The organism is Enterobacter cloacae complex sp. CARB60, assembly GCF_036487345.1.
Classification (GTDB): Bacteria; Pseudomonadota; Gammaproteobacteria; order Enterobacterales; family Enterobacteriaceae; genus Enterobacter; species Enterobacter asburiae_D.
This window is the reverse complement of sequence record NZ_JAZKLC010000002.1, coordinates 1,080,620-1,105,226: the sequence shown is the minus strand read 5'-3', so window position 1 is coordinate 1,105,226 and position 24,607 is coordinate 1,080,620. Positions and strand designations below refer to the sequence as shown.

21 protein-coding genes are annotated in these 24,607 nt (G+C 57.6%); 6 read left to right on the top strand and 15 right to left on the bottom strand.

Annotation, left to right across the window (positions count from 1 at the left end; genetic code table 11):
* Positions 1 to 43 precede the first annotated feature (43 nt).
* Together iscR and trmJ are read right to left on the bottom strand one after the other, a co-directional pair.
* Complete coding sequence (gene iscR / locus V4835_RS06435; RefSeq protein WP_023308826.1) at positions 44 to 535, bottom strand: Fe-S cluster assembly transcriptional regulator IscR; 492 nt, start codon at positions 533 to 535, stop codon at positions 44 to 46.
* A gap of 219 nt (positions 536 to 754) precedes the next feature.
* On the bottom strand, positions 755 to 1,480 hold the full coding sequence (trmJ, locus tag V4835_RS06430; protein ID WP_023333041.1) for a tRNA (cytosine(32)/uridine(32)-2'-O)-methyltransferase TrmJ: 726 nt from the start codon (positions 1,478 to 1,480) through the stop codon (positions 755 to 757).
* 131 nt (positions 1,481 to 1,611) lie between these two features.
* Between trmJ and suhB the strand changes: the two genes are divergently transcribed.
* Entirely contained in the window at positions 1,612 to 2,415 is an 804-nt protein-coding gene (gene suhB / locus V4835_RS06425; RefSeq protein ID WP_028014077.1) for an inositol-1-monophosphatase, read from the top strand.
* A 59-nt stretch (positions 2,416 to 2,474) separates the two neighbouring features.
* Here the strand turns inward: suhB and V4835_RS06420 are convergent, their stop codons facing one another.
* Both V4835_RS06420 and V4835_RS06415 read right to left on the bottom strand, forming a co-directional pair.
* The gene (locus tag V4835_RS06420; protein WP_331411574.1) at positions 2,475 to 3,455 is read right to left on the bottom strand and encodes a nickel/cobalt transporter; all 981 of its coding nucleotides are present in this window, start codon (positions 3,453 to 3,455) and stop codon (positions 2,475 to 2,477) included.
* Positions 3,446 to 4,084: a DUF1007 family protein gene (locus V4835_RS06415; RefSeq protein WP_331411572.1), complete on the bottom strand. Its 639-nt coding sequence runs from the start codon at positions 4,082 to 4,084 to the stop codon at positions 3,446 to 3,448. The genes V4835_RS06420 and V4835_RS06415 overlap by 10 nt, the downstream gene beginning before the upstream one ends.
* Positions 4,085 to 4,209: 125 nt before the next feature.
* Between V4835_RS06415 and csiE the strand changes: the two genes are divergently transcribed.
* The gene (gene csiE / locus V4835_RS06410) at positions 4,210 to 5,487 is read left to right on the top strand and encodes a stationary phase inducible protein CsiE (RefSeq protein WP_331411570.1); all 1,278 of its coding nucleotides are present in this window, start codon (positions 4,210 to 4,212) and stop codon (positions 5,485 to 5,487) included.
* Here the strand turns inward: csiE and V4835_RS06405 are convergent.
* Positions 5,482 to 6,627, bottom strand: coding sequence for a 3-phenylpropionate MFS transporter (locus V4835_RS06405; protein ID WP_331411568.1), 1,146 nt, complete (start codon positions 6,625 to 6,627; stop codon positions 5,482 to 5,484). The genes csiE and V4835_RS06405 overlap by 6 nt on opposite strands.
* A gap of 173 nt (positions 6,628 to 6,800) precedes the next feature.
* Here V4835_RS06405 and V4835_RS06400 point away from each other — a divergent pair, with 173 nt between their 5' ends.
* Positions 6,801 to 7,223: a DoxX family protein gene (locus V4835_RS06400; protein WP_063143407.1), complete on the top strand. Its 423-nt coding sequence runs from the start codon at positions 6,801 to 6,803 to the stop codon at positions 7,221 to 7,223.
* Between the two features lie 54 nt (positions 7,224 to 7,277).
* Here V4835_RS06400 and glyA read toward each other — a convergent pair whose 3' ends face one another.
* Positions 7,278 to 8,531, bottom strand: a complete 1,254-nt coding sequence (gene glyA / locus V4835_RS06395) for a serine hydroxymethyltransferase (protein ID WP_008502165.1) — start codon at positions 8,529 to 8,531, stop codon at positions 7,278 to 7,280.
* Positions 8,532 to 8,835: 304 nt separating this feature from the next.
* On the opposite strand from glyA, the gene hmpA reads away from it, so the two are divergent.
* On the top strand, positions 8,836 to 10,026 hold the full coding sequence (gene hmpA, locus V4835_RS06390) for an NO-inducible flavohemoprotein (protein ID WP_331411566.1): 1,191 nt from the start codon (positions 8,836 to 8,838) through the stop codon (positions 10,024 to 10,026).
* An 82-nt stretch (positions 10,027 to 10,108) separates the two neighbouring features.
* Here hmpA and glnB read toward each other — a convergent pair whose 3' ends face one another.
* The 5 genes from glnB to purL form a co-directional block, all read right to left on the bottom strand.
* Positions 10,109 to 10,447, bottom strand: a complete 339-nt coding sequence (gene glnB, locus V4835_RS06385) for a nitrogen regulatory protein P-II (protein ID WP_003860685.1) — start codon at positions 10,445 to 10,447, stop codon at positions 10,109 to 10,111.
* Between the two features lie 65 nt (positions 10,448 to 10,512).
* Entirely contained in the window at positions 10,513 to 11,850 is a 1,338-nt protein-coding gene (gene glrR / locus V4835_RS06380) for a two-component system response regulator GlrR (RefSeq protein ID WP_023308835.1), read from the bottom strand.
* Complete coding sequence (gene qseG / locus V4835_RS06375) at positions 11,837 to 12,574, bottom strand: two-component system QseEF-associated lipoprotein QseG (protein WP_063143405.1); 738 nt, start codon at positions 12,572 to 12,574, stop codon at positions 11,837 to 11,839. The genes glrR and qseG overlap by 14 nt, the downstream gene beginning before the upstream one ends.
* A 1-nt stretch (position 12,575) precedes the next feature.
* Positions 12,576 to 14,003 (bottom strand): two component system sensor histidine kinase QseE/GlrK, encoded by a 1,428-nt coding sequence (gene qseE, locus V4835_RS06370; RefSeq protein WP_331411565.1) that lies wholly within the window; start codon positions 14,001 to 14,003, stop codon positions 12,576 to 12,578.
* A gap of 531 nt (positions 14,004 to 14,534) precedes the next feature.
* Positions 14,535 to 18,422 (bottom strand): phosphoribosylformylglycinamidine synthase, encoded by a 3,888-nt coding sequence (purL, locus tag V4835_RS06365; protein WP_331411564.1) that lies wholly within the window; start codon positions 18,420 to 18,422, stop codon positions 14,535 to 14,537.
* 267 nt (positions 18,423 to 18,689) lie between these two features.
* On the opposite strand from purL, the gene mltF reads away from it, so the two are divergent.
* Complete coding sequence (gene mltF, locus V4835_RS06360; protein ID WP_126797110.1) at positions 18,690 to 20,240, top strand: membrane-bound lytic murein transglycosylase MltF; 1,551 nt, start codon at positions 18,690 to 18,692, stop codon at positions 20,238 to 20,240.
* On the opposite strand, the gene tadA is transcribed toward mltF, so the two are convergent.
* The 4 genes from tadA to murQ are packed head-to-tail and all read right to left on the bottom strand — an operon-like array spanning position 20,128 to position 23,596.
* On the bottom strand, positions 20,128 to 20,634 hold the full coding sequence (tadA, locus tag V4835_RS06355) for a tRNA adenosine(34) deaminase TadA (protein WP_331411557.1): 507 nt from the start codon (positions 20,632 to 20,634) through the stop codon (positions 20,128 to 20,130). The genes mltF and tadA overlap by 113 nt on opposite strands.
* Before the next feature lie 56 nt (positions 20,635 to 20,690).
* Positions 20,691 to 21,326: a phosphatidylglycerophosphatase C gene (gene yfhb, locus V4835_RS06350; RefSeq protein WP_248165405.1), complete on the bottom strand. Its 636-nt coding sequence runs from the start codon at positions 21,324 to 21,326 to the stop codon at positions 20,691 to 20,693.
* A gap of 3 nt (positions 21,327 to 21,329) precedes the next feature.
* Positions 21,330 to 22,691 (bottom strand): PTS transporter subunit EIIC, encoded by a 1,362-nt coding sequence (locus V4835_RS06345; protein WP_331411554.1) that lies wholly within the window; start codon positions 22,689 to 22,691, stop codon positions 21,330 to 21,332.
* A gap of 11 nt (positions 22,692 to 22,702) precedes the next feature.
* Positions 22,703 to 23,596, bottom strand: coding sequence for an N-acetylmuramic acid 6-phosphate etherase (gene murQ / locus V4835_RS06340; RefSeq protein WP_032659486.1), 894 nt, complete (start codon positions 23,594 to 23,596; stop codon positions 22,703 to 22,705).
* Between the two features lie 117 nt (positions 23,597 to 23,713).
* Here murQ and V4835_RS06335 point away from each other — a divergent pair, with 117 nt between their 5' ends.
* A complete protein-coding gene (locus V4835_RS06335; RefSeq protein WP_136195575.1) occupies positions 23,714 to 24,562 on the top strand; it encodes a MurR/RpiR family transcriptional regulator in 849 nt (282 codons plus the stop codon).
* Positions 24,563 to 24,607: the final 45 nt, after the last annotated feature.

Genomic DNA, 24,607 nt, shown 5'->3' with positions numbered 1-24,607 from the left:
GGCGTGACCGCCCCGGCCTGATTCTGAAATCTTTATCGTTTTATTACGCGCGCAGTTTGACGTCGATAGCGTCCTGCGCGCGGGTGCTGCGTTGGGAATCCTGACCGTGCTGACGACCAGAGACATCCAGAACTTCCTGGTTATTGACCAGTTCACCCAGGGTGATGTTGTTCAGGAAGCCGGTGAGACGGTCGCTCAGATCGCGCCACAGCGCGTGGGTCAGGCATTTGTCGCCGCCCTGGCAGCCGCCTTTCCCCTGGCAACGGGTCGCGTCAACGGATTCGTCAACTGCGCTAATCACTTCACCAACTGCAATACTGCCCGCGTCTTTACCCAGCAGATAACCGCCGCCTGGGCCACGAACGCTGGAAACCAGTCCATTTTTACGCAGTCTGGAGAACAGCTGTTCCAGATAAGAGAGGGAGATCCCTTGTCGTTCAGAAATATCAGCCAACGGAACCGGGCCCGCTTCGGAGTTGAGCGCAACGTCCAGCATCGCGGTCACGGCATAACGCCCTTTAGATGTCAGTCTCATGTCTTACTTAACCTCAAACTCGCCCCTGCCCGGGGTTTTTTATAGTAAAATGGGGTATTGCATAGCAGGGCCAAGTCTGACATTCCTGACTAAAATGGTCAACTATTTACTTGACTGTTTTAGTCAGGTATTTAACCTTCCGTGCCGTTTTACCTGGGTGCGGCCTGATGCCCTCACCCCGGCCCTCTCCCACGGGGAGAGGGAGAAAACAAACCGGCACTATTCCTTATTCTTCTGCTCAATCGACGCCAGAATTCCGCGCAGGATGTTCAGCTCCTGGCTTTCCGGGCGCGCACGGGTAAACATACGGCGCAGCTTGTTCATTACCTGGCCCGGGTGACCTTCACGGATAAAGCCGGTTGAGAGCAGCGTCTGCTCCAGGTGACCGTAGAAGCGCTCAAGGTCATCCACAAGCGGGTAGGCCGTCTCTTCTTTCGGTTCGACCGGTTTCTCCTGCGTCGCCAGCCAGGCCATGCGCACTTCATAGGCGATAACCTGCACCGCCATCGCCAGGTTTAGCGAGCTGTATTCCGGGTTCGCCGCGATGGCAACGTGATAGTGGCACTTCTGCAGCTCGTCGTTGGTCAGGCCAACGCGCTCGCGGCCAAACACCAGCGCAACCGGGGCCTGCTCCGCTTCTGAGACGCTTTTCAGGCCGCATTCGCGCGGATCCAGCATCGGCCACGGCAGCGTGCGTGAACGCGCGCTCGTGCCGACAACGAGGCTGCAACCGGCTAGCGCTTCGTCAAGGGTATCGACGATCTGGGCGTTGCCGATCACGTCGCTGGCACCGGCTGCCAGGGCGATGGCCTGCGAGTCTGGTTTCACCAGCGGATTAACCAGCCACAGGTTTGTTAATCCCATGGTTTTCATAGCGCGGGCAACGGAGCCCATGTTGCCGGTGTGCGAGGTTTCGACCAGCACGATTCGAATGTTTTGCAGCATAATTTTTAATGTCTGAATTCAGCGTCTGAAGAATATTCCGGCATATTATCATAAACGGGAGACATAATCCGATCCCACTGCTATACTCTGCGCCGATTTTCCTGTTCTTTAACATCCAGTGAGAGAGACCGATGCATCCGATGCTGACCATCGCCGTGCGCGCAGCGCGCAAGGCGGGTAATGTAATTGCCAAACACTACGAAACGCCAGACTCCGTAGAAACCAGCCAGAAAGGCAGCAATGATTTCGTGACTAACGTCGATAAAGCCGCAGAAGCGATTATTATCGAAACAATCCGCAAATCTTACCCGCAGCACACCATCATCACCGAAGAAAGCGGTGAACATGAAGGTACCGATCAGGATGTTCAATGGGTTATCGATCCACTGGATGGCACCACCAACTTCGTCAAACGCCTGCCACACTTCTCTGTGTCTATCGCAGTACGCATTAAAGGCCGTACTGAAGTCGCCGTTGTTTACGATCCAATGCGTAACGAACTGTTCACCGCTACCCGCGGCCAGGGCGCACAGCTGAACGGCTACCGTCTGCGCTGCAGCAACGCACGCGATCTGGACGGCACCATCCTGGCGACCGGTTTCCCCTTCAAGGCGAAACAGCACGCGACCACCTATATGAATATCCTGGGCAAACTGTTCACCGAATGCGCGGACTTCCGTCGCACCGGTTCTGCTGCGCTGGATCTGGCCTACGTGGCGACCGGCCGCGTTGACGGTTACTTCGAGCTGTCACTGAAGCCGTGGGACTTTGCTGCGGGCGAGCTGATCGCACGTGAAGCTGGCGCGATTGTTTGCGACTTCACCGGCGGCCACAACTACATGACCACTGGCAACATCGTTGCAGGTAACCCACGCGTTGTTAAAGCCATGCTGGCAAACATGCGTGATGAACTGAGCGATGCGCTGAAGCGTTAATCCAGTTTGTTAAGCCCGGTGGCGCTACGCTTACCGGGCCTACAAAATCGCTCAGTACGTTAGAAAGGCCGCAATCCCCTTCCCATCGGCACCGCGCTCATCCACATCGTCACCGCCGCTACCAGCAGAATCACCCCGCCCGCCAGCGCAAGCGTTGTCCACCCTACCTGTCGCCACAATACCGGCGTTTTATTGCCGCTGAGTTTGACCGCCAGCTGACGGAAGCTGTGTACCAGCAGCGCTAACGACGAAATGGTGAGAGACGTTCCTGCCGCCATCGCCAGCGCGGAGAGCATTCCCCAGCCGAATACGCCAATTACCTTACTGAACAGCAGCACCATGATGGCACCCGAACACGGGCGCATGCCCATCGAGAGAACAATCATCAGCCGCGCGCGCCAGTCGTCGCCGTTCTGCAACTGTTCCTGCGTGGGCAAATGCTGATGCCCGCAGCCGCAGCTTTCATCATGAACGTGGTGCGGCGTAAAGGTTTTGAATTTCGGTTTTTGCAGCAGCACGCGCAGCTTTTTCAGCGCCCGCCAGCAGAGGATCAGCCCCAGCACGCCCACCAGCGCGTAGCTCCCCTTCTCCAGCCAGAAGCTGCTCATGTGCAACTGGCGTGCGGGAAGCTGTAACAGTGAAAGGACGACCACGACGAGCGCAATCGCCACGCCGCCCTGAAGCAGTGAGGAGGCCAGCGTCAGGCCAATACTCGATTTCAGCTTCGACGGATGTGTGGCAAGCCAGGTCGTTATCACGATTTTGCCGTGCCCCGGCCCCAGCGCGTGCAGAACGCCATAGATAAAACTGAACGCCAGCAGGGAGCCACCCGCTTTGGTCGGGTTCTCCGCCACCGCCTTCAGCAGACCGCTCATCTGCTGGTTGACCTCACGCTGCCAGACAATGCTTTTCATCATGACCTGCGGCCAGGCCTGCCACAGCCACAGCGAACCGCAAAAGGCGAACAGCAAAAATATCGCCAGCGGCCAAAGTTGAAGCCAGCGGCGCGGTTTCCGAACCGGAGAGGAGATCACTGACATTGTAACGTCACCTCCTGCGCGAACTGTTTACCCAACTCCATGTCCTCAGGCGGTGCATCTTCTTTATCAAGCGAGACCGCAAAGTTCAGCGTCTCTTCGCTGGGTTTCGGGGTGTGCACGCCAATTTTACAGTTTTTTTGCAGAGCGTCCGGCAGCCGTACGTCGCTGTCTTTGTCATAGCGCATGTCGACATAGTAGGTTGGGTCAAAGGTGGAAAAGCGGTACGTTTGCCCCGCCAGCGGCTGCGGATGTGCCAGAGGAAGCACGAACGTCAGCACCGCCTGATGCCCGTCACGCGTCATACCGTATTCCGTTGGCCGGTTAAGAAATTTGACGTTCTGCCCGTTGTGCCAGAATTCCGTGAAGTAGTGCTGGCCGAGCACGTTGGCCATCACTTCCGCCGCCAGCTTTTTCCAGATTTCGTCACCGGGCTTCGCGTTTCCCGCATCGTAGAGCAGATCGGCCGAGGTGATTTCATCCATCGTCCAGCGCATCTTCAGGCCGCTCAGCTGCGTGCCGTCGGTGACCAGCTCGGTTTGAAGGTCAATAAAACTGTGAGGGTGTGCGCTGGCGGTGAAGCCGATCGCCGCCAAAAATAACGCCATCGCACTTTGTTTAACTGTTTGCATCAATTCCTCACGTCAAAAATTCTGTGATGTTCCCCAGCAATCCTGAGTGAAAGGCCTGCCGGCGCGCTTTTCAGCGCTCATCCTTTAGCTATTCTTATCAAACATTCACACTGGATACCCGACAGATGATGACGACGCTTGAAATTCCATCTGTGCTTTCCAGTTCGCAGCGCCGCTGCCAGGTGCTTTTGATGCTTTACCTGCCCGATGCTGCCGTCACCGCACAGAGCATCATTGCTGCCAACGGGGTGGACGACGCGATGGCACGGCAAGATATAGCCGAGACGCGCGATGAAATCCAGCGCTATCACCGGCTGGATATCGTCACGCACCACGACGGCTGCTACCGGATTGAAGGCTCGGCCCTGAATCAGCGTTTATGCCTGCTGCACTGGCTGCGCCGGGCGCTGCGGCTTTGCCCGCAGTTTGTCTCGCACCAGTTTACCCCTGCATTAAAAACCGCGCTTAAACAACACGGCATTGCGCGGCCGCTTTACGACGATGCGAACCTGCGGGCGCTGATCGGCTTCTGCTCACGCAAGCTCCAGCGTCAGTTTGAATGCCGCGACGTCCAGTTTTTACAGCTCTATTTACAATACTGTCTTATTCAGCACCAGCTCGGGAACACGCCACAGTTTTCTCACGTTCAGCGCAGCTGGACCCAGTCGAGAGGGGAGTATTTTACGGCCCAGGAGATCGTGCGTCACTGGAGACGGCGCGTCCCACAGGGTGCACACGGGGATGAACAGCTGTTTCTGGCGCTGCTGTTTATGATGCTCCGCACGCCCGATCCGGTGCTCGACAAACACCAGCAGGATCAGCGCTTGCGCCGGGCCATCGTGCGCATGGTCGCCCGTTTTCGCTCGCAGACCGGGATGAACTTCAGCGACGAGCAAGGGCTGACCGATCAGCTCTATATCCATCTTGCTCAGGCGCTGGACCGCTCGCTGTTTGAGATTGGCATCGACACGAGCCTGCCGGAGGAGATCCATCGTCTCTATCCCCGGCTGTTACGCACCACGAAAGAAGCGCTGTTTGAGCTGGAGGCGGAATTTGGGCTGCGTTTTTCTGATGAAGAGATGAGCCTTGTCGCGGTGATTTTCGGTGCCTGGCTGATGCAGGAGACCGATCTGCATGAAAAACAGGTGATCCTGCTGACGGGAGACGATAAAGCCAGCGAGGATCTGATTGAACAGCAGCTTCGCGAGCTGACGCTGCTGCCGCTTAACATTCGCTATCTGACGCTGCAGGCTTTCCAGAAAGAGGGGGCACCGCGCGAGGCCGCGCTGGTTATCACCCCCTACCCTACTGCCCTGCCGCTGTTCTCGCCGCCGCTGATCCATGCCGTTGAGACATTGAACACGCAGCAGCAAGAACATATTCGCGCCATGCTGGAATCATAGCGACGCGCGAGCGGCCACTTTAGGGCGAACAACGATAGCGGGTAAGGCGACAAGCGCCATCACCCAGAAGACGCCATGCCCCAGGTGCTGGTAGAGGAACCCCGCAAAGACCGTCATGATCGCAATACTGCCCCCCATTGCGACCGCCGAATAGACGGCCTGCAGGCGAATAACGTCCCCGCCCTCGCGCGCAGCGATATAGCGCATCGCCGCCAGATGACATACGGTAAAGGTGCCGCAGTGAAGAATTTGCGCCACTATCAGCCACGGCAGATCGGTCGTCCAGCCCATAATGCCCCAGCGCGCCACGCCGCACACGGCGGAAAGCAACAGCAGGTCACGCGCGCCAAAGCGACGGAATAGCTTCTTGCTCAGGGCGAAGATAATGACTTCGGCCACCACGCCCAGCGACCACAGATAGCCCACTGCGGAAGCAGAGTATCCCGCCCCCTGCCAGTAGATGGCGCTGAACCCATAGTACGCCGCATGCGCCCCCTGAAGCAGACAGACACACGCCAGAAAACGCCAGCTTTGTGCTACCAGGCTCCGCCAGGCGGGCCAGCCGGCGCTCTCCTGATGGCGGCTTTCCCCCTGCGGCATTATCGACGGCCGCAGCAGCATGCCCAGCAGCATTGAGGCAATACCGATACTCAGCAGGGCGAGAATGGCGTGGTAATCGTAAAGGCTGACCAGTTTACCCACCAGCGCGGAGCCAATCACAAAGGCAATAGAGCCCCACAGGCGCACGCGGCCATAGTCCATGGTGATCTGCTTTTGCCAGGTGTTCGCAAGGGCATCCGTCAGCGGTACCAGCGGTGAGAAGAACAGGTTAAAGCCGACCATCACCACCATCAGCCAGGCAAACTGGTGGCTGACCCAGAAGCAGGCAACAAAGACCAGCGTCAGCAGAGCCAGAATGCGCACAGCCTTGATCAGTAGAGAGGGATCGCTAACGCGCGGGGCAATCAGCAGGCTGCCGAGGAAACGCGCCACCAGCCCGGCCCCCAGCAGGACGCCGATGGTCTCGGGGGTCAAGCCGATACCCTTGAGCCAGACGCTCCAGAAGGGCAGAAAAATACCGTAGCTAAAGAAATAGGTGAAATAACTGAGCGCCAGCCAGCGCGTGGAATGCAAGACCATGAATCCCTCCCGAAATCGAGGCCATAGTCTGGCGAGAATATAAAAATTAAGCAAGTCGATAGCCTGCTATAAATTAACGAAAAATTAACATCTTGTGCAGTCGCCTGGCTTATGGCAGGGAATGAAAATATGTATTACGTTTAAATTACTCCACTTGCAGAGGTTTTTCTGCCATGAACTCACTACGTTATTTCGATTTCGGTCAGTCACGTCACCTGCTGCTGCTGATTGGCCGCATCGCGCTTGTCGTGCTGTTTATTATCTTTGGTTATCCAAAACTGACGGGGTTTAGCGGCACCGTACAATATATGACCTCGCTGGGCGCGCCGATGCCCATGCTGGCGGCCATTATTGCGGTGGTCATGGAAGTGCCTGCCGCCATTCTGATCGTCCTGGGCTTTTTCACCCGTCCTCTCGCGGTACTGTTTGTATTCTATACCCTCGGAACGGCGGTGATTGGACACCACTACTGGGATATGACCGGAGATGCGGTCGTGCCGAATATGATTAACTTCTACAAGAATATCAGTATTGCCGGTGCCTTTATTTTGCTGGCCATTGTTGGTCCGGGCGCGATTTCCCTTGACCGGCGTTAAGCCATAAAAAAAGGCCGCAAGCGCGGCCTTTTTTATTTCTGCAAAGCAGAGGAATTATGCGTATACCGGGAAGCGTGCGCAGATATCCAGAACTTTACCTTTGACGCGCTCGATTACCGCTTCGTCATTGATGTTGTCCAGAACGTCACACATCCAGCCAGCCAGCTCTTTTACTTCCGCTTCTTTAAAGCCGCGGCGAGTCACGGCCGGAGAACCGATACGGATACCGGAGGTCACGAACGGGCTCTTCGGATCGTTTGGCACGCTGTTTTTGTTCACGGTGATGTTGGCGCGGCCCAGGGCTGCGTCAGCTTCTTTACCGGTCAGGTTCTTATCAACCAGATCCAGCAGGAACAGGTGGTTTTCAGTACCGCCGGATACCACTTTGTAGCCACGGTTCAGGAACACTTCCACCATTGCTTTGGCGTTCTTAGCAACCTGCTGCTGATAAACCTTGAACTCTGGCTCCATCGCTTCTTTCAGCGCTACCGCTTTCGCCGCAATAACGTGCATCAGCGGGCCGCCCTGCGCGCTTGGGAACACGGCGGAGTTCAGTTTTTTGTACAGCTCTTCGTCACCGCCTTTCGCCAGGATCAGGCCACCGCGTGGACCCGCCAGGGTTTTGTGGGTGGTGGTGGTCACAACGTGAGCGTGTGGAACCGGGTTCGGGTAGACGCCAGCGGCAATCAGGCCCGCAACGTGCGCCATGTCGACGAACAGGTAAGCACCGATGCTGTCTGCGATTTCACGCATTTTTGCCCAGTCAACGATACCGGAGTAAGCAGAGAAGCCACCGATGATCATCTTCGGTTTGTGCTCTTTAGCCTGCTTAGCCATGTCTTCGTAGTCAATTTTGCCGGACTCATCAATACCGTAAGGGATGATGTTGTACAGTTTGCCGGAGAAGTTAACCGGGGAGCCGTGAGTCAGGTGGCCGCCCTGCGCCAGGTTCATACCCAGAACGGTATCGCCCGGCTGCAGCAGCGCGGTGTAGACCGCGAAGTTAGCCTGAGAGCCAGAGTGCGGCTGCACGTTTGCGTAGTCAGCGCCAAAGAGTTCTTTCGCACGGTCGATAGCCAGCTGCTCAACGATATCAACGTACTCGCAACCGCCGTAGTAGCGTTTGCCCGGGTAACCTTCAGCATATTTGTTAGTCAGCTGAGAACCCTGCGCCTGCATGACGCGCGGGCTGGTGTAGTTTTCGGAGGCGATCAGTTCGATGTGCTCTTCCTGACGTACTTTTTCCTGCTCCATAGCCTGCCACAGTTCGGCATCATAATCGGCAATGTTCATTTCACGCTTTAACATCCGCATCTCCTGACTCAGCTAACAAGTAAATTTTGGCCTGAAAAGGCAGTCCTGTTGGACGACGGGCAACAGTATAACTGATTAGTTCTGTGATAACAGGTCTTGACAAACGATTTTACGCAAACGTTTTCCTACGCACCACGCAAGGGTTTGAGGAATAAAGCTCTCGCCATTTCCAGCGGATTTCTTTTCAGGTTTGTGATGCATATTTTTCATCTTGCAAAGAACCATTTACAACGCAGGGGTATTTTTTATAAGATGCATTTAAAATACATCATTAAAGTCACATCAGAAGGATGCGCTCATGCTCGACGCTCAAACCATCGCTACCGTTAAAGCCACCATTCCCCTGCTGGTGGAAACCGGTCCTAAACTCACCGCCCATTTCTACGATCGCATGTTCACGCACAACCCGGAGCTCAAAGAAATTTTCAACATGAGCAACCAGCGTAACGGCGATCAGCGTGAAGCCCTGTTCAACGCCATCGCGGCCTACGCCAGCAATATTGAAAACCTGGCGGCGCTGCTGCCTGCGGTAGAGAAGATTGCGCAGAAACATACCAGCTTCCAGATCCAGCCCGAGCAGTACAACATTGTGGGTAGCCACCTGCTGGCGACGCTGGACGAGATGTTCAGCCCGGGACAGGAAGTGCTCGACGCGTGGGGTAAAGCCTACGGCGTGCTGGCAAACGTGTTTATCAACCGTGAAGCACAGATCTACAGCGAAAACGCCAGCAAGAACGGCGGCTGGGAAGGCACGCGAGCCTTCCGCATCGTTGAGAAAACCCCGCGCAGCGCATTGATTACCAGCTTTGAGTTTGAGCCGGTGGACGGACAGCCGGTAGCCAATTACCAGCCGGGCCAGTATCTGGGCGTGTGGCTGAAGCCTGAAGGCTTCCCGCATCAGGAGATCCGCCAGTATTCTCTTACCCGCAAGCCAAACGGCAAAGGCTACCGCATTGCCGTGAAGCGTGAGGACGACGGTCAGGTCTCCAACTGGCTCCACAACGAAGCTAACGTGGGCGACGTGGTTCATCTGGCCGCGCCGGCGGGCGATTTCTTCATGGCCGTTGGAGCGACTACCCCGGTTACGCTGATCTCTGCGGGCGTCGGCCAAACGCCAATGCTGGCGATGCTCGATACGCTGGCGAAAGCAAACCACGGCGCGCAGGTCAACTGGTTCCACGCTGCGGAAAACGGTGACGTGCACGCCTTTGCGGATGAAGTGAAAACGCTCGGGGCGTCCCTGCCGCGCTTCACCGCGCACACCTGGTATCGCCTGCCGACGGATGCAGACCGCGCAGCCGCACGGTTTGACAGCGAAGGTCTGATGAATTTAAGCCAGATAGAAGGGGCGTTTAGCGCGCCGGACATGCAGTTCTACGTCTGCGGGCCGGTAGCGTTTATGCAGTATGCCGCGAAGCAGCTGGTTGAGCTGGGTGTGAACAAAGATAACATTCATTACGAATGTTTCGGGCCACATAAGGTGCTGTAATGAAAAAGCCCCTCGTTCGAGGGGCTTTTTTTTCGCCGGGCGGCGGCTGCGCCTTACCCGGCCTACAAAACCGTTGGCAATGTTAAATCGCGGCGTCGTCTTCTTCGCCGGTACGGATACGGATCACGCGCGCCACGTCAAAGACGAAGATTTTACCGTCGCCAATTTTGCCCGTCTGCGCGGTGCGGATAATGGTATCCACGCAGGTATCGACGATATCGTCGCTGACCACGATTTCAATTTTTACTTTCGGCAGAAAGTCGACCATGTACTCTGCGCCACGGTAAAGCTCGGTGTGGCCCTTCTGACGACCAAAACCTTTCACTTCCGTCACGGTCATCCCGGTGATGCCAACTTCCGCCAGCGCTTCACGCACGTCATCCAGTTTGAAAGGTTTAATAATCGCATCAATCTTTTTCATGGTGGGTCCTTAAACGCTTGCCTGTAAGCTGCCTCGTAATCGATTGCTCACAGTACCATACGGCATTACTCTTTAAAATCGTTTGCTTCCAGCTCGTGGCGCGACAGCAGCTTGTAGAACTCGGTGCGGTTGCGTCCGGCCATGCGCGCCGCGTGGGTCACGTTGCCTTTGGTGATCTGCAATAGCTTGCGCAGATAGTTGAGCTCGAACTGATTCCGCGCTTCCGCAAACGTCGGCAGCGCCGTGTTTTCCCCTTCCAGCGCCTGCTCCACCAGCGCGTCGCTGATCACCGGTGAGGAGGTCAGCGCCACGCACTGCTCAATCACGTTCACCAGCTGACGCACGTTACCCGGCCAGCCTGCGGCCATCAGCCGCTTCATCGCATCGGTGGAAAACGCGCGCACGAACGGTTTATGGCGATCGGCCGCCTGGCGCAAAAGGTGGTTCGCCAGCAGCGGGATGTCTTCCGCCCGTTCCGCCAGCGCCGGGATCTTCAGGTTCACCACGTTCAGGCGGTAGTAGAGATCTTCGCGAAACTCGTTGCGGGCCATCACTTTTGGCAGATCGCGGTGGGTGGCGGAAATAATTCGCACATTAATATCAATGTCGCGGTTGCTGCCCAGCGGGCGAACTTTTCGCTCCTGCAGCACGCGCAGCAGTTTGACCTGCAGCGGTGCGGGCATATCGCCAATCTCGTCCAGGAACAGCGTGCCGCCTTCCGCGGCCTGGAACAGCCCTTCACGGCTGCTCACCGCGCCGGTGAATGCGCCGCGGGCGTGGCCAAACAGTTCAGATTCGAGCAGCTGTTCCGGAAGCGCGCCGCAGTTAATGGCGATAAAGGCGTTTTTACTGCGCGGGCTGGCGTTATGGATCGCCTGCGCCAGGATCTCTTTCCCGGTTCCGCTCTGGCCGTTGATGAGCACGCTGACGTCGGACTGCGCCACCATCCGGGCCTGTTCAAGCAGACGCAGCATAATGGGGCTGCGGGTGACGATGGACTCCCGCCACGCTTCATCCCCCGCCGGGGCGGCATGTTCCAGCGCGCTGTCGATAGCCTTATACAGCGCATCTTTGTCCACCGGCTTGGTCAGGAAGCTGAATACCCCCTGCTGCGTCGCGGCAACGGCATCCGGGATCGACCCGTGCGCCGTCAGGATAATCACGGGCATACCCGGCTGCTGCTTCTGGATCTCAGCAAACAGCTGCAGGCCGTCCATTTCGTCCATCCGCAGGTCGCTTATCACCAGATCGATTTTCTCGCGGCTGAGGATCTTCAGCCCCTCCAGCCCGCTTTCAGCGGTCACGACGCTGTAGCCTTCACTGACCAGACGCATGCCCAGCAGCTTTAACAGCCCGGGATCGTCATCCACCAGTAAGAGATGAGCAGGTTTACGGCTCGTCATGCTTCACATCCTCTTGTTTCGGCGTATCGCTGTCCGGTGCCGCGGATGAACTCCCCGGCTGATATTTACGCGACGAGAGCTGCCTTTCGATATCGGTCAGGTTTTCCAGCTTACGCGTCGTGGTATCCAGCTCGGTACGTAAATGTTGCTGCTGTTGACGCAGCGTATCAAGCTCGCTGTCGGTTGACTGTTGCAGCTTGCTGTAGCGGGAGCGCTCTTCAGACAGCTGAAGCTGTAATGTCTGCCCATCGCGCCAGAGCTGGTATACCGGGCGTACCTGTACGGGAAGATTGACCACAAACGTATCCAGCCGGGTCACATTGACGCGGCGTTCAACGGGCGTGATTTTCGCATCTGCGAGTAAAATCCCACGCTTGAACGCGTCCTGCCAGGTGTCGTCATCCAGCATCGCCGCCTTTGAGCGGGCGTCTACCGGCGCCAGACGCTGGGCGCAATCTATTCCACGCAGCCAGAACAGCGGGTTGCTTTCAACGTCATGTCCTGACAGGTTCCAGATGTCTTCGCAGCGGGTTGAGAGGAAATCTGCCAGCTGGTTATCGGGCCATTTATCTTCTTGTTTATCGCTAATTGCACTTTGTGGCGCATGGGAAATACACCCTGCCAGAAATAAACAGGGCAGGCTCAGGCGAAGCGTGTTGCTGGAAAACACCGCGCGTACGGCGCGGAGAAAGACGTGTGACATACTCACCAGACATAGATTCATTTTATTGATTTTTCCGGCTCAGGGGCAGTTCGATACGGAAGCAAACATCTGAACGTTCGTCCGCGACAATGTTTAGCTCACCCTGCATGCGTCGTATGCAGTCCCGGGCAATGCTCAAGCCAAGCCCGCTTCCTTTTACCGCGCCTTTCCGCTGATGACTCCCCTGGAAAAAGGGTTCGAAGATCATGATTTTTTCGTCATCGGGGATCGGGGTGCCGGTGTTTGCGACGTCAATAAACACCCGTGAACCATTCGTATTACTTCGGATATAAATGTTACCGGATTCAGTACCATAGTGCACCGCATTGGAGTAAAGATTATCCAGAACGCTCATCAGCAGCATGGGTTCAGCCAGGCAGGCAGGCGCATTCAGCTCGACGCCGGTATGCATCATTTTAGCTCTTGCTGGCAAGCTATGGGCGGAGATCACCATATCCACCAGCGGCGCAATCTCAACGTTTTCCAGGACGACCGCCCCGTCTGCCAGCTTGCGGTTGTAGTCCAGCAGTTGCTCAATCAGCTTTTGCAGATTGCGGCTGCTGTTATCCAGGATCTCGACAATTTCTTTCTGTTCTGGCGTAAGGGGCCCGGCCACTTCGTCCGCCAGCAGCTCCGTTCCTTCACGCATGCTGGCCAGCGGCGTTTTAAGCTCATGAGAGATATGGCGCAGAAACTGATGGCGCTGAGATTCGAGCCACGCCAGGCGCTCGGACAGCCAGATAATGCGCTGGCCTACGGATCGCAGCTCGCGCGGGCCTTTAAAAGCGACCGTATCCCCGAGCGATTTCCCCTCCCCCAGACGGTTGATCATACGCTGAATGCCCTTCACCGGGCCGATGATCATGCGGGTAAAGAGCAGTACCAGCCCAAGACTCACCAGGAACAGCACCAGCGCCTGCCAGCCGAAGAACTGGCCGCGCTCGGCAATCTCCTGCTGGAGCTGCTGGCCGCGAGAGAAAATCACCGTGCGCGTTGACTGCACCATCTCGGTGTTGGCGCTGGCAAAAGCCTCAAGGCGCGCGGCGGCGGCGGCATCCGGGCCACTATTGTGGCACTGCAGCTGCGCAAGATCGTTCAAATCCTGACGTAACGCCTGATACAGCTTGTCGTCAGGCAATACCCCCGCGTGAGCATCCAGCATTTCGCTGTAGCGTTTACGCTGACTCTGATAAACCTTTTCCAGCGTCCGATCGTCAAGCACGCAATACTGACGATAGCTACGCTCCATCTCCAGCGCGGCGTTGGTCATCGCTTCACTGCGTCTGGCGTCGATGAGCGTCGTTCGGTTGGTCAAAGCCGCCTGCGCGCTAAGCGCGTTCAGACTTTGCCACGCCTGCCAGGCGAGGATCAGCAGCGGCAGCAGGATCAGCAGGAAGGCCATCATGACGAGCTGTCGTAGCGAGCGGGGAAAAACGGGCCAGCGTTTCAACGCATTACTCTCTTAATGGGGGTTTACGCAGAGCGTAACTGAGTCTGCCCTTCAGATACAACAAAGCCGGGTAAAAACCCGGCTTTGTCATGGAATGAGGCGGTGCCTAACTCGACGTTTCGCCCTGGCCTGATAAAGCATTGCTATGATCAGTAGTTGGACGGCAGGCACCTTTTTGTGCGTCATTCGAAGTTTATGTAGCGCGTCCCGAAGGGGCTGACATAAGAAGGTGAATGAGCCACTGGTTAATATTATGCAACACCCGTGCCAGAATGCAAAACAAAATATTAACACATTGAAATATATGATTTTTACTCGTTTAACCTGTTAATTAACGGTTGAATGATTTCCAGGCTAAGTGTCGCTATTAAGCAACACCTTAACAGGAACCCGTCCTGTTATATATAAATCAAAGAGTTAAATGTCTCCATTTAGAGACAGTCGCATACCCTCTTTGTCTCAGTTTTGCGACACGCATAAAAAAGCCCGGTCGCGCTTACGCTTACCGGGCCTACAGGTAGTGCCTAAAACTTAACCCAGCTGCTTACGCGCGTTGCGGAAGATACGCATCCACGGGCTGTCCTCGCCCCAGTTTTCCGGGTGCCAGGAGTTGCTCACGGTACGGAACACGCGTTCCGGGTGCGGCATCATGATGGTCGCGCGACCGCTTTCGCTGGTCACCGCCGTAATACCGTTGGCGGAGCCGTTCGGGTTAGCCGGGTAGGTTTCTGTCACCTTGCCGAAGTTATCGACAAAGCGCAGCGCCACCAGGCCTTTGCTCTCCAGCTGAGCCAGATGGGCAGCATCACGCACCTCTACCTGACCTTCACCGTGGGAAACGGCGATTGGCATCCGTGAACCGACCATCCCCTGCAGCAGCAGAGACGGGCTTTGGGTCACTTCCACCAGGCTGAAGCGCGCTTCGAAGCGGTCAGACTGGTTGCGCACAAAGCGCGGCCAGGCTTCGCTGCCCGGGATCAGTTCGCGCAGGTTAGACATCATCTGACAGCCGTTACACACGCCCAGCGCCAGGGTCTGCGGACGGTGGAAGAAGGTTTCGAACTCGTCACGCACGCGGCTGTTGAACAGGATGGACTTCGCCCAGCCTTCGCCCGCACCCAGCACGTCGCCGTAGGAGAAGCCGCCGCACGCCACCAGCGCCTGGAAATCTTCCAGACCGGTACGCCCGGCCAGCAGGTCGCTCATGTGGACGTCGATAGCGTCAAAGCCCGCGCGGTGGAAGGCAGCCGCCATCTCAACGTGGGAGTTAACGCCCTGCTCGCGCAGCACCGCCACTTTCGGACGCGCGCCGGTCGCAATGTACGGCGCGGCAATGTCTTCGTTGATGTCGAAGGAGAGCTTCACGTTCAGGCCTGGATCGTTGTCGTTAGCCTTAGCGTTGTGTTCCTGGTCGGCACATTCCGGGTTATCACGCAGGCGCTGCATCTGCCAGGTGGTTTCCGCCCACCACATGCGCAGCGTGGTGCGGCTTTCGCTGAACACCGCGTGGCCGTCTGCTTCAATGACGAAGCGGTCGCCCTGAACGGCTTTACCCAGATAGTGGACGCAGTCCACCAGGCCGTGCTTCGCCAGAATGACTTCAACCGCGTCGCGATCCGCTGCACGCACCTGAATCACAGCGCCCAGCTCTTCGTTGAACAGCGCCGCCAGACGGTCTTCGCCAAGCGTGGCAATGTTCGCTTCCACGCCGCAGTGGCCGGTGAAGGCCATCTCTGCCAGCGTCACCAGCAGGCCGCCGTCGGAACGGTCGTGGTAGGCCAGCAGCTTACGCTGCGCCACCAGCGCCTGAATCGCGTCGTAGAAGCCTTTCAGCTGGGCAACGTCGCGCACGTCCGCTGGCTTGTCGCCGAGCTGACGGTAAACCTGCGCCAGCGCGGTTGCGCCCAGCGCGTTGTGGCCTTTACCCAGGTCAATCAGCAGCAGGGCGTTGTCTTCGGTCGCAAGCTGCGGCGTAACGGTGTGGCGCACGTCTTCCACGCGCGCAAACGCGGTGATCACCAGCGACAGCGGAGAGGTCATCTCGCGCTGCTCGCTGCCTTCCTGCCAGCGGGTCTTCATCGACATGGAGTCTTTGCCCACCGGAATGGTCAGGCCGAGGGCAGGACACAGCTCCTCGCCCACCGCTTTCACGGCTTCATACAGGCCAGCATCTTCGCCAGGGTGGCCGGCTGCGGCCATCCAGTTTGCGGAAAGCTTGATACGTTTGATATCGCCAATCTGCGTCGCGGCGATGTTGGTCAGCGCTTCACCGACAGCCAGACGGGCAGAGGCCGCGAAGTCCAGCAGCGCCACCGGGGTGCGTTCACCCAGGGCCATCGCTTCGCCGTAGTAGCTGTCGAGGCTCGCGGTGGTCACGGCGCAGTTAGCGACCGGGATCTGCCACGGGCCGACCATCTGATCGCGCGATACCATACCGGTCACGGTGCGGTCGCCGATGGTTACGAGAAAGGTTTTCTCCGCCACGGCAGGCAGGTGCAGCACGCGGTTAACCGCTTCTGCCACGGTAATGCCCTGGCGATCCAGCGCTTTGCCTGCCGCTTTACGGGTCGTTACGTCGCGGGTCATCTTCGGCGTTTTACCGAGCAGGACGTCGAGCGGCAGATCGATCGGCTGGTTGTCAAAGTGGGTGTCGCTTAAGGAAAGGTGCTGCTCTTCGGTCGCTTCACCGATGACGGCATACGGCGCACGCTCGCGGCGGCACAGCTCGTCAAACAGCGGCAGCTGATCCGCAGCAACCGCCAGCACGTAGCGCTCCTGGGATTCGTTACACCAGATTTCCAGCGGGCTCATGCCCGGCTCATCGCTCAGGATATCGCGCAGGTTGAAACGGCCGCCGCGACCGCCGTCGCTCACCAGCTCCGGCATGGCGTTGGACAAACCGCCCGCGCCCACGTCGTGGATGAAGAGGATCGGGTTGGCATCGCCCAGCTGCCAGCAGCGGTCGATCACTTCCTGGCAGCGACGCTCCATCTCAGGGTTGTCGCGCTGGACGGAGGCGAAGTCGAGATCCGCATCAGACTGGCCGGAGGCCATAGAAGAGGCCGCGCCGCCGCCCAGACCGATGTTCATCGCCGGGCCGCCGAGCACGATCAGCTTCGCGCCGACGACGATCTCGCCTTTCTGCACGTGATCGGCACGGATGTTGCCGATCCCGCCCGCCAGCATGATCGGTTTGTGGTAGCCGCGCAGCTCTTCGCCGTTGTGGCTGTCCACTTTCTCTTCATAGGTACGGAAGTAACCGTTCAGCGCCGGACGGCCAAACTCGTTGTTAAACGCCGCGCCGCCCAGCGGGCCTTCGGTCATGATATCCAGGGCGGTTACAATGCGCTCCGGCTTGCCGAAATCTTCTTCCCACGGCTGTTCAAAGCCCGGGATGCGCAGGTTGGAAACGGAGAAACCGACCAGACCCGCTTTAGGTTTAGCGCCACGACCGGTCGCGCCTTCGTCACGGATTTCACCGCCGGAGCCGGTCGCCGCACCCGGCCACGGGGAGATCGCCGTCGGGTGGTTGTGGGTTTCCACTTTCATCAGGATATGCGCGGGTTCCTGATGGAAGTCATAGCGCCCTGCTTCGCGATCGGCGAAGAAGCGGCCCACCTCGGAACCTTCCATTACCGCGGCGTTGTCCTTATAGGCAGACAGCACGTGGTCAGGGGTTTGCTCCATGGTGTTTTTGATCATTTTGAACAGCGACTTCGGCTGCTGTTCGCCGTCAATAATCCAGTCGGCGTTGAAAATCTTGTGGCGGCAGTGCTCAGAGTTCGCCTGCGCGAACATGTAGAGTTCGATGTCGTTCGGGTTACGGTTGAGCTTAACAAACGCATCCTGCAGGTAGTCGATTTCGTCTTCTGCCAGCGCCAGGCCGAGACGCAGGTTGGCGTCAATCAGCGCCTGACGGCCCTGCCCCAGCAGGTCTACGCTCTGTACCGGCGCAGGCTGATGGTGAGAGAAAAGCTTCTGCGCGTCATCGAGAGAGGCAAATACGCTCTCCATCATGCGATCGTGCAGTTCAGCCGCAACCGCCTGCCACTGCGCGTCGCTCAGGGTAGAGGCTTCCACGTAGTACGCCACGCCGCGTTCCAGACGGTTAATCTGGCTCAGGCCACAGTTGTGGGCGATGTCGGTGGCTTTGGAAGACCAGGGGGAGATGGTGCCCGGACGAGGCGTCGCAAGGATCAGTTTGCCGGTTGGCGTGTGGCTGCTCAGGCTTGGACCATACTTGAGCAGGCGTTCCAGCTGTACGCGCTCCTCTGCATTCAGGGGGGCATTCAGGTCAGCAAAATGGACATACTCAGCGTAAATATTGCTTACCGGAAGGTCGGCCGCCTGAAAACGTGCCAGCAGTTTAGTGATACGGAAGGCAGACAGTGCAGGCGAACCACGCAGAATTTCCATCATAAGTCTCTCGTCTTCGAAGCGCCGGGGCGCTTACAGTGTGCGCAAGGGGGGAAAACGGGCGTCATTATAGAGAATCCTGAGCGCCGACGAAACCGTTTGCGTCGAAATAAAATTCGCACAGAGATTTAACAATAGATGTGACCTGTCTCTCTAATTGGTTGCCAAGTGGCGCAAGTTTACGCAAAATGCCGCTCATTCAATGGCAAACCTTATGATTAACATGGCTACAGCAGACTGAGGCAACCGGCGTCGCAGAGAATTAACTAATTGAAAAAATTAAAGATTAATTATCTGCTCATCGGCATTGTAACGTTGCTGCTGGCAGTGGCCCTCTGGCCTTCCATCCCCTGGTTCGGCAAAGCCGAAAACCGTATCGCCGCCATTCAGGAGCGGGGGGAATTGCGCGTAAGTACCCTCAACTCTCCGCTGATTTACAGCGACATCAACGGCAAAATCATTGGCCTGGATTACGAGCTGGCACAGCAATTCGCCGATTACCTTGGCGTGAAGCTTAAAATCACCGTCCGCCAGAATATCAACCAGCTCTTTGACGACCTCGATAACGACGATGCCGATATGCTCGCCGCCGGGCTGGTGTATAACAGCGAGCGCAGCAAGAACTACCAGCCGGGCCCGACCTACTACTCCGTTTCGCAGCAGCTGGTTTACCGTGTCGGGAGCCTGCGCCCGCGCTCGCTGGCCTCGATTAACGATCGGCAGCTGACGATTGCGCCCGGCCACGTGGTTATTGACGATCTGCGTGAGCTCAAGGAGAAGAAATATCCCGACCTGAGCTGGACGGTGGATCCGAAACTCGGCACGACCGAGCTGCTGGAGCAGGTAAAAGACCAGAAAGTGCCCTACACCATCGCCGATTCAGTCGCGATCAGCCTGTTCCAGCGGGTGCATCCTGAAATCGCCGTAGCGCTGGACGTCACCGACGAGCAGCCCGTGACCTGGTTTAGCCAGCTTGATGATGATCAGACCTTCTCTGCCGCGATGCTTGATTTCTTCAACACCATCAATGAAGACGGTACCCTGGCGCGTCTGGAGGAGAAGTACCTCGGGCACGGCGATGACTTTGACTACGTTGACACCCGCAGCTTCCTGCGCGCGGTGGACAGCGTCCTGCCGGACCTGCAGCCGTTGTTCGAAAAATACGCCCAGGAGATTGACTGGAAGCTGCTGGCGGCTATTTCGTATCAGGAATCCCACTGGGACACCCAGGCCACGTCGCCCACGGGCGTACGCGGTTTGATGATGTTAACCAAAAATACCGCGCTGAGCCTGGGCGTGAATGACCGGACCGATGCCGAACAGAGCATCAGCGGCGGCGCGCGCTATCTGCAGGATATGATGGCCAAAGTACCGGAAACGGTGCCGGAAGAAGAGCGGATCTGGTTTGCGCTGGCGGCCTACAATATGGGCTACGCGCATATGCTTGATGCACGAGCGTTGACGGCCAAAACGAAAGGTAACCCGGACAGCTGGTCAGACGTTAAGCAGCGCCTGCCGCTGCTGAGCCAGAAGCCATGGTATAACAAGCTGACATACGGCTACGCGCGCGGGCATGAAGCCTACGCCTACGTGGAAAATATCCGTAAATATCAGATTAGCCTGGTCGGGTATCTGCTGGAGAAAGAGAAAGAGGCGACGGAGGCCAAACAGCTGGCTCAAAGTTACCCGGTCGTGGCGCCGGACGAGCTTAATCGTCCGACAGCTTCAATTCTGCCTTTTGCTGCTTTTTCTGCTGACGGCGCATTCGAAAGAAATCGCTTAATAGCCCCGAACACTCTGGTGCAAGCACCCCACCGATAGTCTTCACCTGGTGGTTCATCCCCGGATGACCCAGCACGTCCATCAGCGAACCGGCCGCACCGGTTTTTTCATCCCGCGCACCGAAGACCAGAGTCCCGATCCGGCTGTGCACCATCGCGCCGGAGCACATCACGCACGGCTCCAGCGTCACATACAGCGTGGTATCAAGCAGGCGATAGTTTTGCAGCACCAGACCGCCCTGGCGAAGCGCCATGATTTCCGCGTGGGCTGTAGGATCGTGGCGACCAATAGGACGGTTCCACCCTTCGCCAATCACCTGGTTGTTATGAACCAGCACCGCGCCCACGGGCACTTCGCCCTCTTCCCAGGCGCGTTGAGCCAGCGCCAGCGCATGGCGCATCCAGTATTCATGGTCGAGTTCAGGGTTGGACAACAGTTGATACTCCAGTCGAAAGCGGGCGGCATTATACACGCCGATTATGGATAAAACTATTCGAGTTGCTGGAGTTCACCTGATGGCGTGACGCGCCAGCGGTGCTGGCAAAAATAGAGCAGCGGGTTGTCCTGCTTGCTGTCGCTGTAGCCGCTGTACAGGCGCAGCGGCGTCCCGATGCGTTTCTCAAGCTGGACCACTTTTTCATGCCCCAGGCAGCGCAGGGTCAGCACCCAACCGCCGTAGCCGCGGGCGATTTGCGTGGCGATAAGATTCACGCGCGGAAGCCAGGGGGTATCAAAATAGACCTGCTCCACCAGCGTCTGCGGGGAGCCGGTAATCAACCAGATGTCGGCATCGTTCGCGTCGAGGTAGCCGGTCAGGCGCGCCTGCACCACCGGAAAGGCGGCGACGTGGCCGCGAAACCAGTGCGCAAAATCCTTTTCGAGCTGTTTGAGCCGCGCTTCGCTGTGCCCAAAGGTGCATCCCCACAGCAGCAGGCTCATCGGCCATCGCGCCGCACGGCCTTTCACCAGCAGCGCGATACCGATAACCGGTAGGAGCGGCAGCACGAGCAGCGCATTCAAAGGCTGACGCCGCAGCAGGTAACGCATAAACGTCCCAAACATATCCTGCTGATGCAGCGTTCCATCCAGGTCGAAAAAGACAACGCGACGCGCGTGATTTGCCAAACCTTACTCCTCTGGGTCGTTGAAACCTAACAGCCAGGTAAACAGGAACCCGGCCATCACCGCTACTAAATAGCCTAACAGATAGAGCATCACTTTTCCGGTCACGATAGTTAATGCCAGCGGTAAACCGGAAAGCCCAAAGGTGATCACGGTGGCGACTTTCCAGTAGCTGATCAGCGCCCCACCTACCGCACCGCCCAGACACGCCGCGAGGAACGGTTTACCCAGCGGCAGCGTGACGCCGAAAATCAGCGGCTCGCCGATGCCGAGCAGTCCGACCGGGAGTGCGCCTTTAATCATTTTTTTCAGACGCGCGTTGCGGGTTTTCATCAGTACGGCAATCGCCGCGCCGACCTGCCCCACCCCCGCCATCGACAGGATAGGCAGCAGCGCGTTATAGCCGTGCGACTGCACCAGCTCGACGTGGATCGGCACCAGCCCCTGGTGCAGACCGGTCAGCACCAGCGGCAGGAAGGTACCAGACAGCACCGCTCCCACTACCAGGCCGCCGCGGTCAATCGCCAGAGACGCACCGTGAGCGATGGCTTCTGAGATCCATCCGCCTAGCGGCTGAAGGGCCACAATCGCTACGCTACCGGTAATCAGCGTGGTCAACAGCGGGTTGAGGATCAGCTCGATCGAGCCAGGCAGGATCGCGCGCAGCCTTTTCTCGATCCAGCACATCAGGATGACCACCAGCAGCACGGCGATCACCCCGCCGCGCCCGGGCTGGAGCGCCTCGCCAAACAGCGTGATCTGCGCCAGCTGTGGGCTGGACAAGATACCCGCCATTACCCCGCCCATGGCCAGCGACCCGCCAAACACCTTCGCGGTATTCACCCCGACCAGAATGTTCATGATGGCGAAAACAGCGCTGCCGAAGATCCCGAGAATCCCCAGCAGGTTCGGATACTGCGTGGCGAAATCCCCCACAATATCCGGTCGCTTGAGGATGTTGATGATCCCGGTGATCAGGCCTGAGGCAATAAACGCCGGGATCAGCGGAATGAAGACGTTTGCCAGCTGACGCAGCGCATCGCTCATGGGGGCTTTGTATTTGGCCTTTGCCTGCGCTTTGGTGCGTTCCGCATCGTCAATCGACACGCTCGCACTAACGCCCATCAGCGCGCGCATGGCATCAACAACCTGCGCCGCTTTCCCGGGCCCGACGATCAGCTGATGCTGCCTCCCTTGCTTCACGTAGCCGCTGACGCCGGAGAGTTGCTTCAGGCGCGGCACGTCAAGCTGGTCGTCGTTATGCACCTCGACGCGCACGCGCGTCATGCAGTTTTCGAGACGCTGAATATTATCTTCCCCACCAATCCCCTGCAGGATATCGCTGGCGAGCGCTGCTGTTTTGTCCATAGACGCCTCTGTTAGTTTTCTAATGCCGCCCGTAAGAAGCCGTTATGCGCAGCGAGTTTGGCTCTCGCGGTCGCCGCATCCAGCCCGCTTAAGATCATCAAAATGGCCGGTTTAACATCGTGATCGGTCTGCTTGAGTACCGCTTCCGCCTCTTCACGGCCTGCGCCTGTCGCCTCCATCACCATGCGGCAGGCTCTGTCCACCAGCTTGACGTTGGTGGCCTGCATATCCACCATCAGGTTCTGATACACCTTGCCGAACTTCACCATCGCGCCGGTGGAGATCATATTGAGCACCAGCTTTTGCGCGGTCCCGGACTTCAGGCGCGTGGAGCCGGTGAGCGCTTCCGGCCCGACAACCGGAGAGATAGCGATAGCGGCCACCTGCGCAATCGGGGAGCCCGGATTACAGGAGATGGCTACCGTCGTGCAGCCGGTCTGGTTGGCGTATTCCAGACCGCCAATGACGTACGGCGTGCGCCCGGATGCAGCCAGCCCGACCACCAGATCCTTCGCGGTCAGATTCAGACCCTTCAGGTCATCCTCACCCAGCTGTTTGTTATCTTCCGCCCCTTCAACGGCTTTCAGCAGCGCGCCGGGTCCACCGGCAATCAACCCGACGACCAGGCCATGCGGAACCCCAAAGGTTGGCGGGCATTCTGACGCATCCAGCACCCCAAGACGCCCGCTGGTGCCCGCCCCCATGTAGATAATGCGACCACCGGCCTTGAGGGCTTCCGCCGCCGCGTCGACAGCTTTCGCCACCTCGGGTAATGTCTCTTTCACTGCCTGCGCGACCAGCGTATCCTGTTGATTAAAGCGGTTAACCAGCTCCAGGGTGGAGAGCGCATCCAGATCCATGGTTTGCGGGTTACGCGTTTCAGAAACAAGTGAGCCAAGATTCATTTTTGTACCTCAAGAATTTTTAATTCATAATAATCACACTATAATGGAATATAAAATTCATTCAGGCGAGCAAAATTCGTATTTGCGCAGATAATCACATTTTCGCCAGGAGACCGTATGAACTGTTTAATTCGCATTCGCCAGCGCTACGCAGGCTTTGCCCAAAGCGACAAGAAGCTGGCGGATTTTCTGCTTTCTCAACCCGATCGCGCGCGCCATCTCAGCTCGCAGCAGCTGGCGAGTGAAGCTGGCGTGAGCCAGTCCAGCGTGGTGAAATTTGCCCAGAAGATTGGTTTTAAGGGGTTCCCCGCCCTCAAGCTGGCGATCAGTGAAGCACTGGTGAGCAACCCCAACCCGCAGTCCATGCCGGTGCATAATCAGATCCGCGGCGATGACCCGATGCGGCTGGTCGGCGAAAAGCTGATCAAAGAGAACGTGGCGGCCATGCATGCGACGCTCGATGTGAATACGGAAGAGAAGCTGCTGGAGAGCGTGGCGATGCTGCGCGGCGCGCGGCGCATCATCCTGACCGGTATCGGCGCGTCCGGACTTGTAGCGCGTAACTTTGGCTGGAAGCTGACGAAAATTGGGCTTAACGCCATCGTCGAGCAGGATATGCACGCCCTGCTGGCGACCGTACAGGCGATGGATCCTGACGATCTGCTGCTGGCTATCTCCTACTCCGGCGAGCGCCGTGAAATCAATATGGCCACCGATGAAGTGCTGCGCGTCGGCGGTAAAATTCTGGCGATCACCGGTTTTACGCCGAATGCCCTACAGCAGCGGGCCACGCGCTGTTTATATACCATTGCCGAAGAGCAGGCCACGCGAAGCGCGGCTATCTCGTCCACCAGTGCGCAGATGATGCTGACGGACCTGCTGTTTATGGCGCTGGTGCAGCAGGATCTCGAGCGCGCGCCCGAACGCATTCGTCACAGCGAAGAACTGGTAAAGAAACTGGTTTGACGCGTATAATGCCCGCCCAGTTTGTGTTGTTTCTGAGAATTTCCT

Coding starts and splice junctions, on each gene's coding strand:
- trmJ (WP_023333041.1), bottom strand. CDS start 1,480: ATGCTGCAAAACATTCGAATCGTGCTGGTCGAAACCTCGCACACCGGC.
- V4835_RS06345 (WP_331411554.1), bottom strand. CDS start 22,691: ATGGACAAAACAGCAGCGCTCGCCAGCGATATCCTGCAGGGGATTGGT.
- purL (WP_331411564.1), bottom strand. CDS start 18,422: ATGATGGAAATTCTGCGTGGTTCGCCTGCACTGTCTGCCTTCCGTATC.
- V4835_RS06420 (WP_331411574.1), bottom strand. CDS start 3,455: ATGTCAGTGATCTCCTCTCCGGTTCGGAAACCGCGCCGCTGGCTTCAA.
- hmpA (WP_331411566.1), top strand. CDS start 8,836: ATGCTCGACGCTCAAACCATCGCTACCGTTAAAGCCACCATTCCCCTG.
- suhB (WP_028014077.1), top strand. CDS start 1,612: ATGCATCCGATGCTGACCATCGCCGTGCGCGCAGCGCGCAAGGCGGGT.
- csiE (WP_331411570.1), top strand. CDS start 4,210: ATGATGACGACGCTTGAAATTCCATCTGTGCTTTCCAGTTCGCAGCGC.
- murQ (WP_032659486.1), bottom strand. CDS start 23,596: ATGAATCTTGGCTCACTTGTTTCTGAAACGCGTAACCCGCAAACCATG.
- glyA (WP_008502165.1), bottom strand. CDS start 8,531: ATGTTAAAGCGTGAAATGAACATTGCCGATTATGATGCCGAACTGTGG.
- iscR (WP_023308826.1), bottom strand. CDS start 535: ATGAGACTGACATCTAAAGGGCGTTATGCCGTGACCGCGATGCTGGAC.
- qseG (WP_063143405.1), bottom strand. CDS start 12,574: ATGAATCTATGTCTGGTGAGTATGTCACACGTCTTTCTCCGCGCCGTA.
- V4835_RS06405 (WP_331411568.1), bottom strand. CDS start 6,627: ATGGTCTTGCATTCCACGCGCTGGCTGGCGCTCAGTTATTTCACCTAT.
- V4835_RS06335 (WP_136195575.1), top strand. CDS start 23,714: ATGAACTGTTTAATTCGCATTCGCCAGCGCTACGCAGGCTTTGCCCAA.
- V4835_RS06400 (WP_063143407.1), top strand. CDS start 6,801: ATGAACTCACTACGTTATTTCGATTTCGGTCAGTCACGTCACCTGCTG.
- glrR (WP_023308835.1), bottom strand. CDS start 11,850: ATGACGAGCCGTAAACCTGCTCATCTCTTACTGGTGGATGACGATCCC.
- V4835_RS06415 (WP_331411572.1), bottom strand. CDS start 4,084: ATGCAAACAGTTAAACAAAGTGCGATGGCGTTATTTTTGGCGGCGATC.
- glnB (WP_003860685.1), bottom strand. CDS start 10,447: ATGAAAAAGATTGATGCGATTATTAAACCTTTCAAACTGGATGACGTG.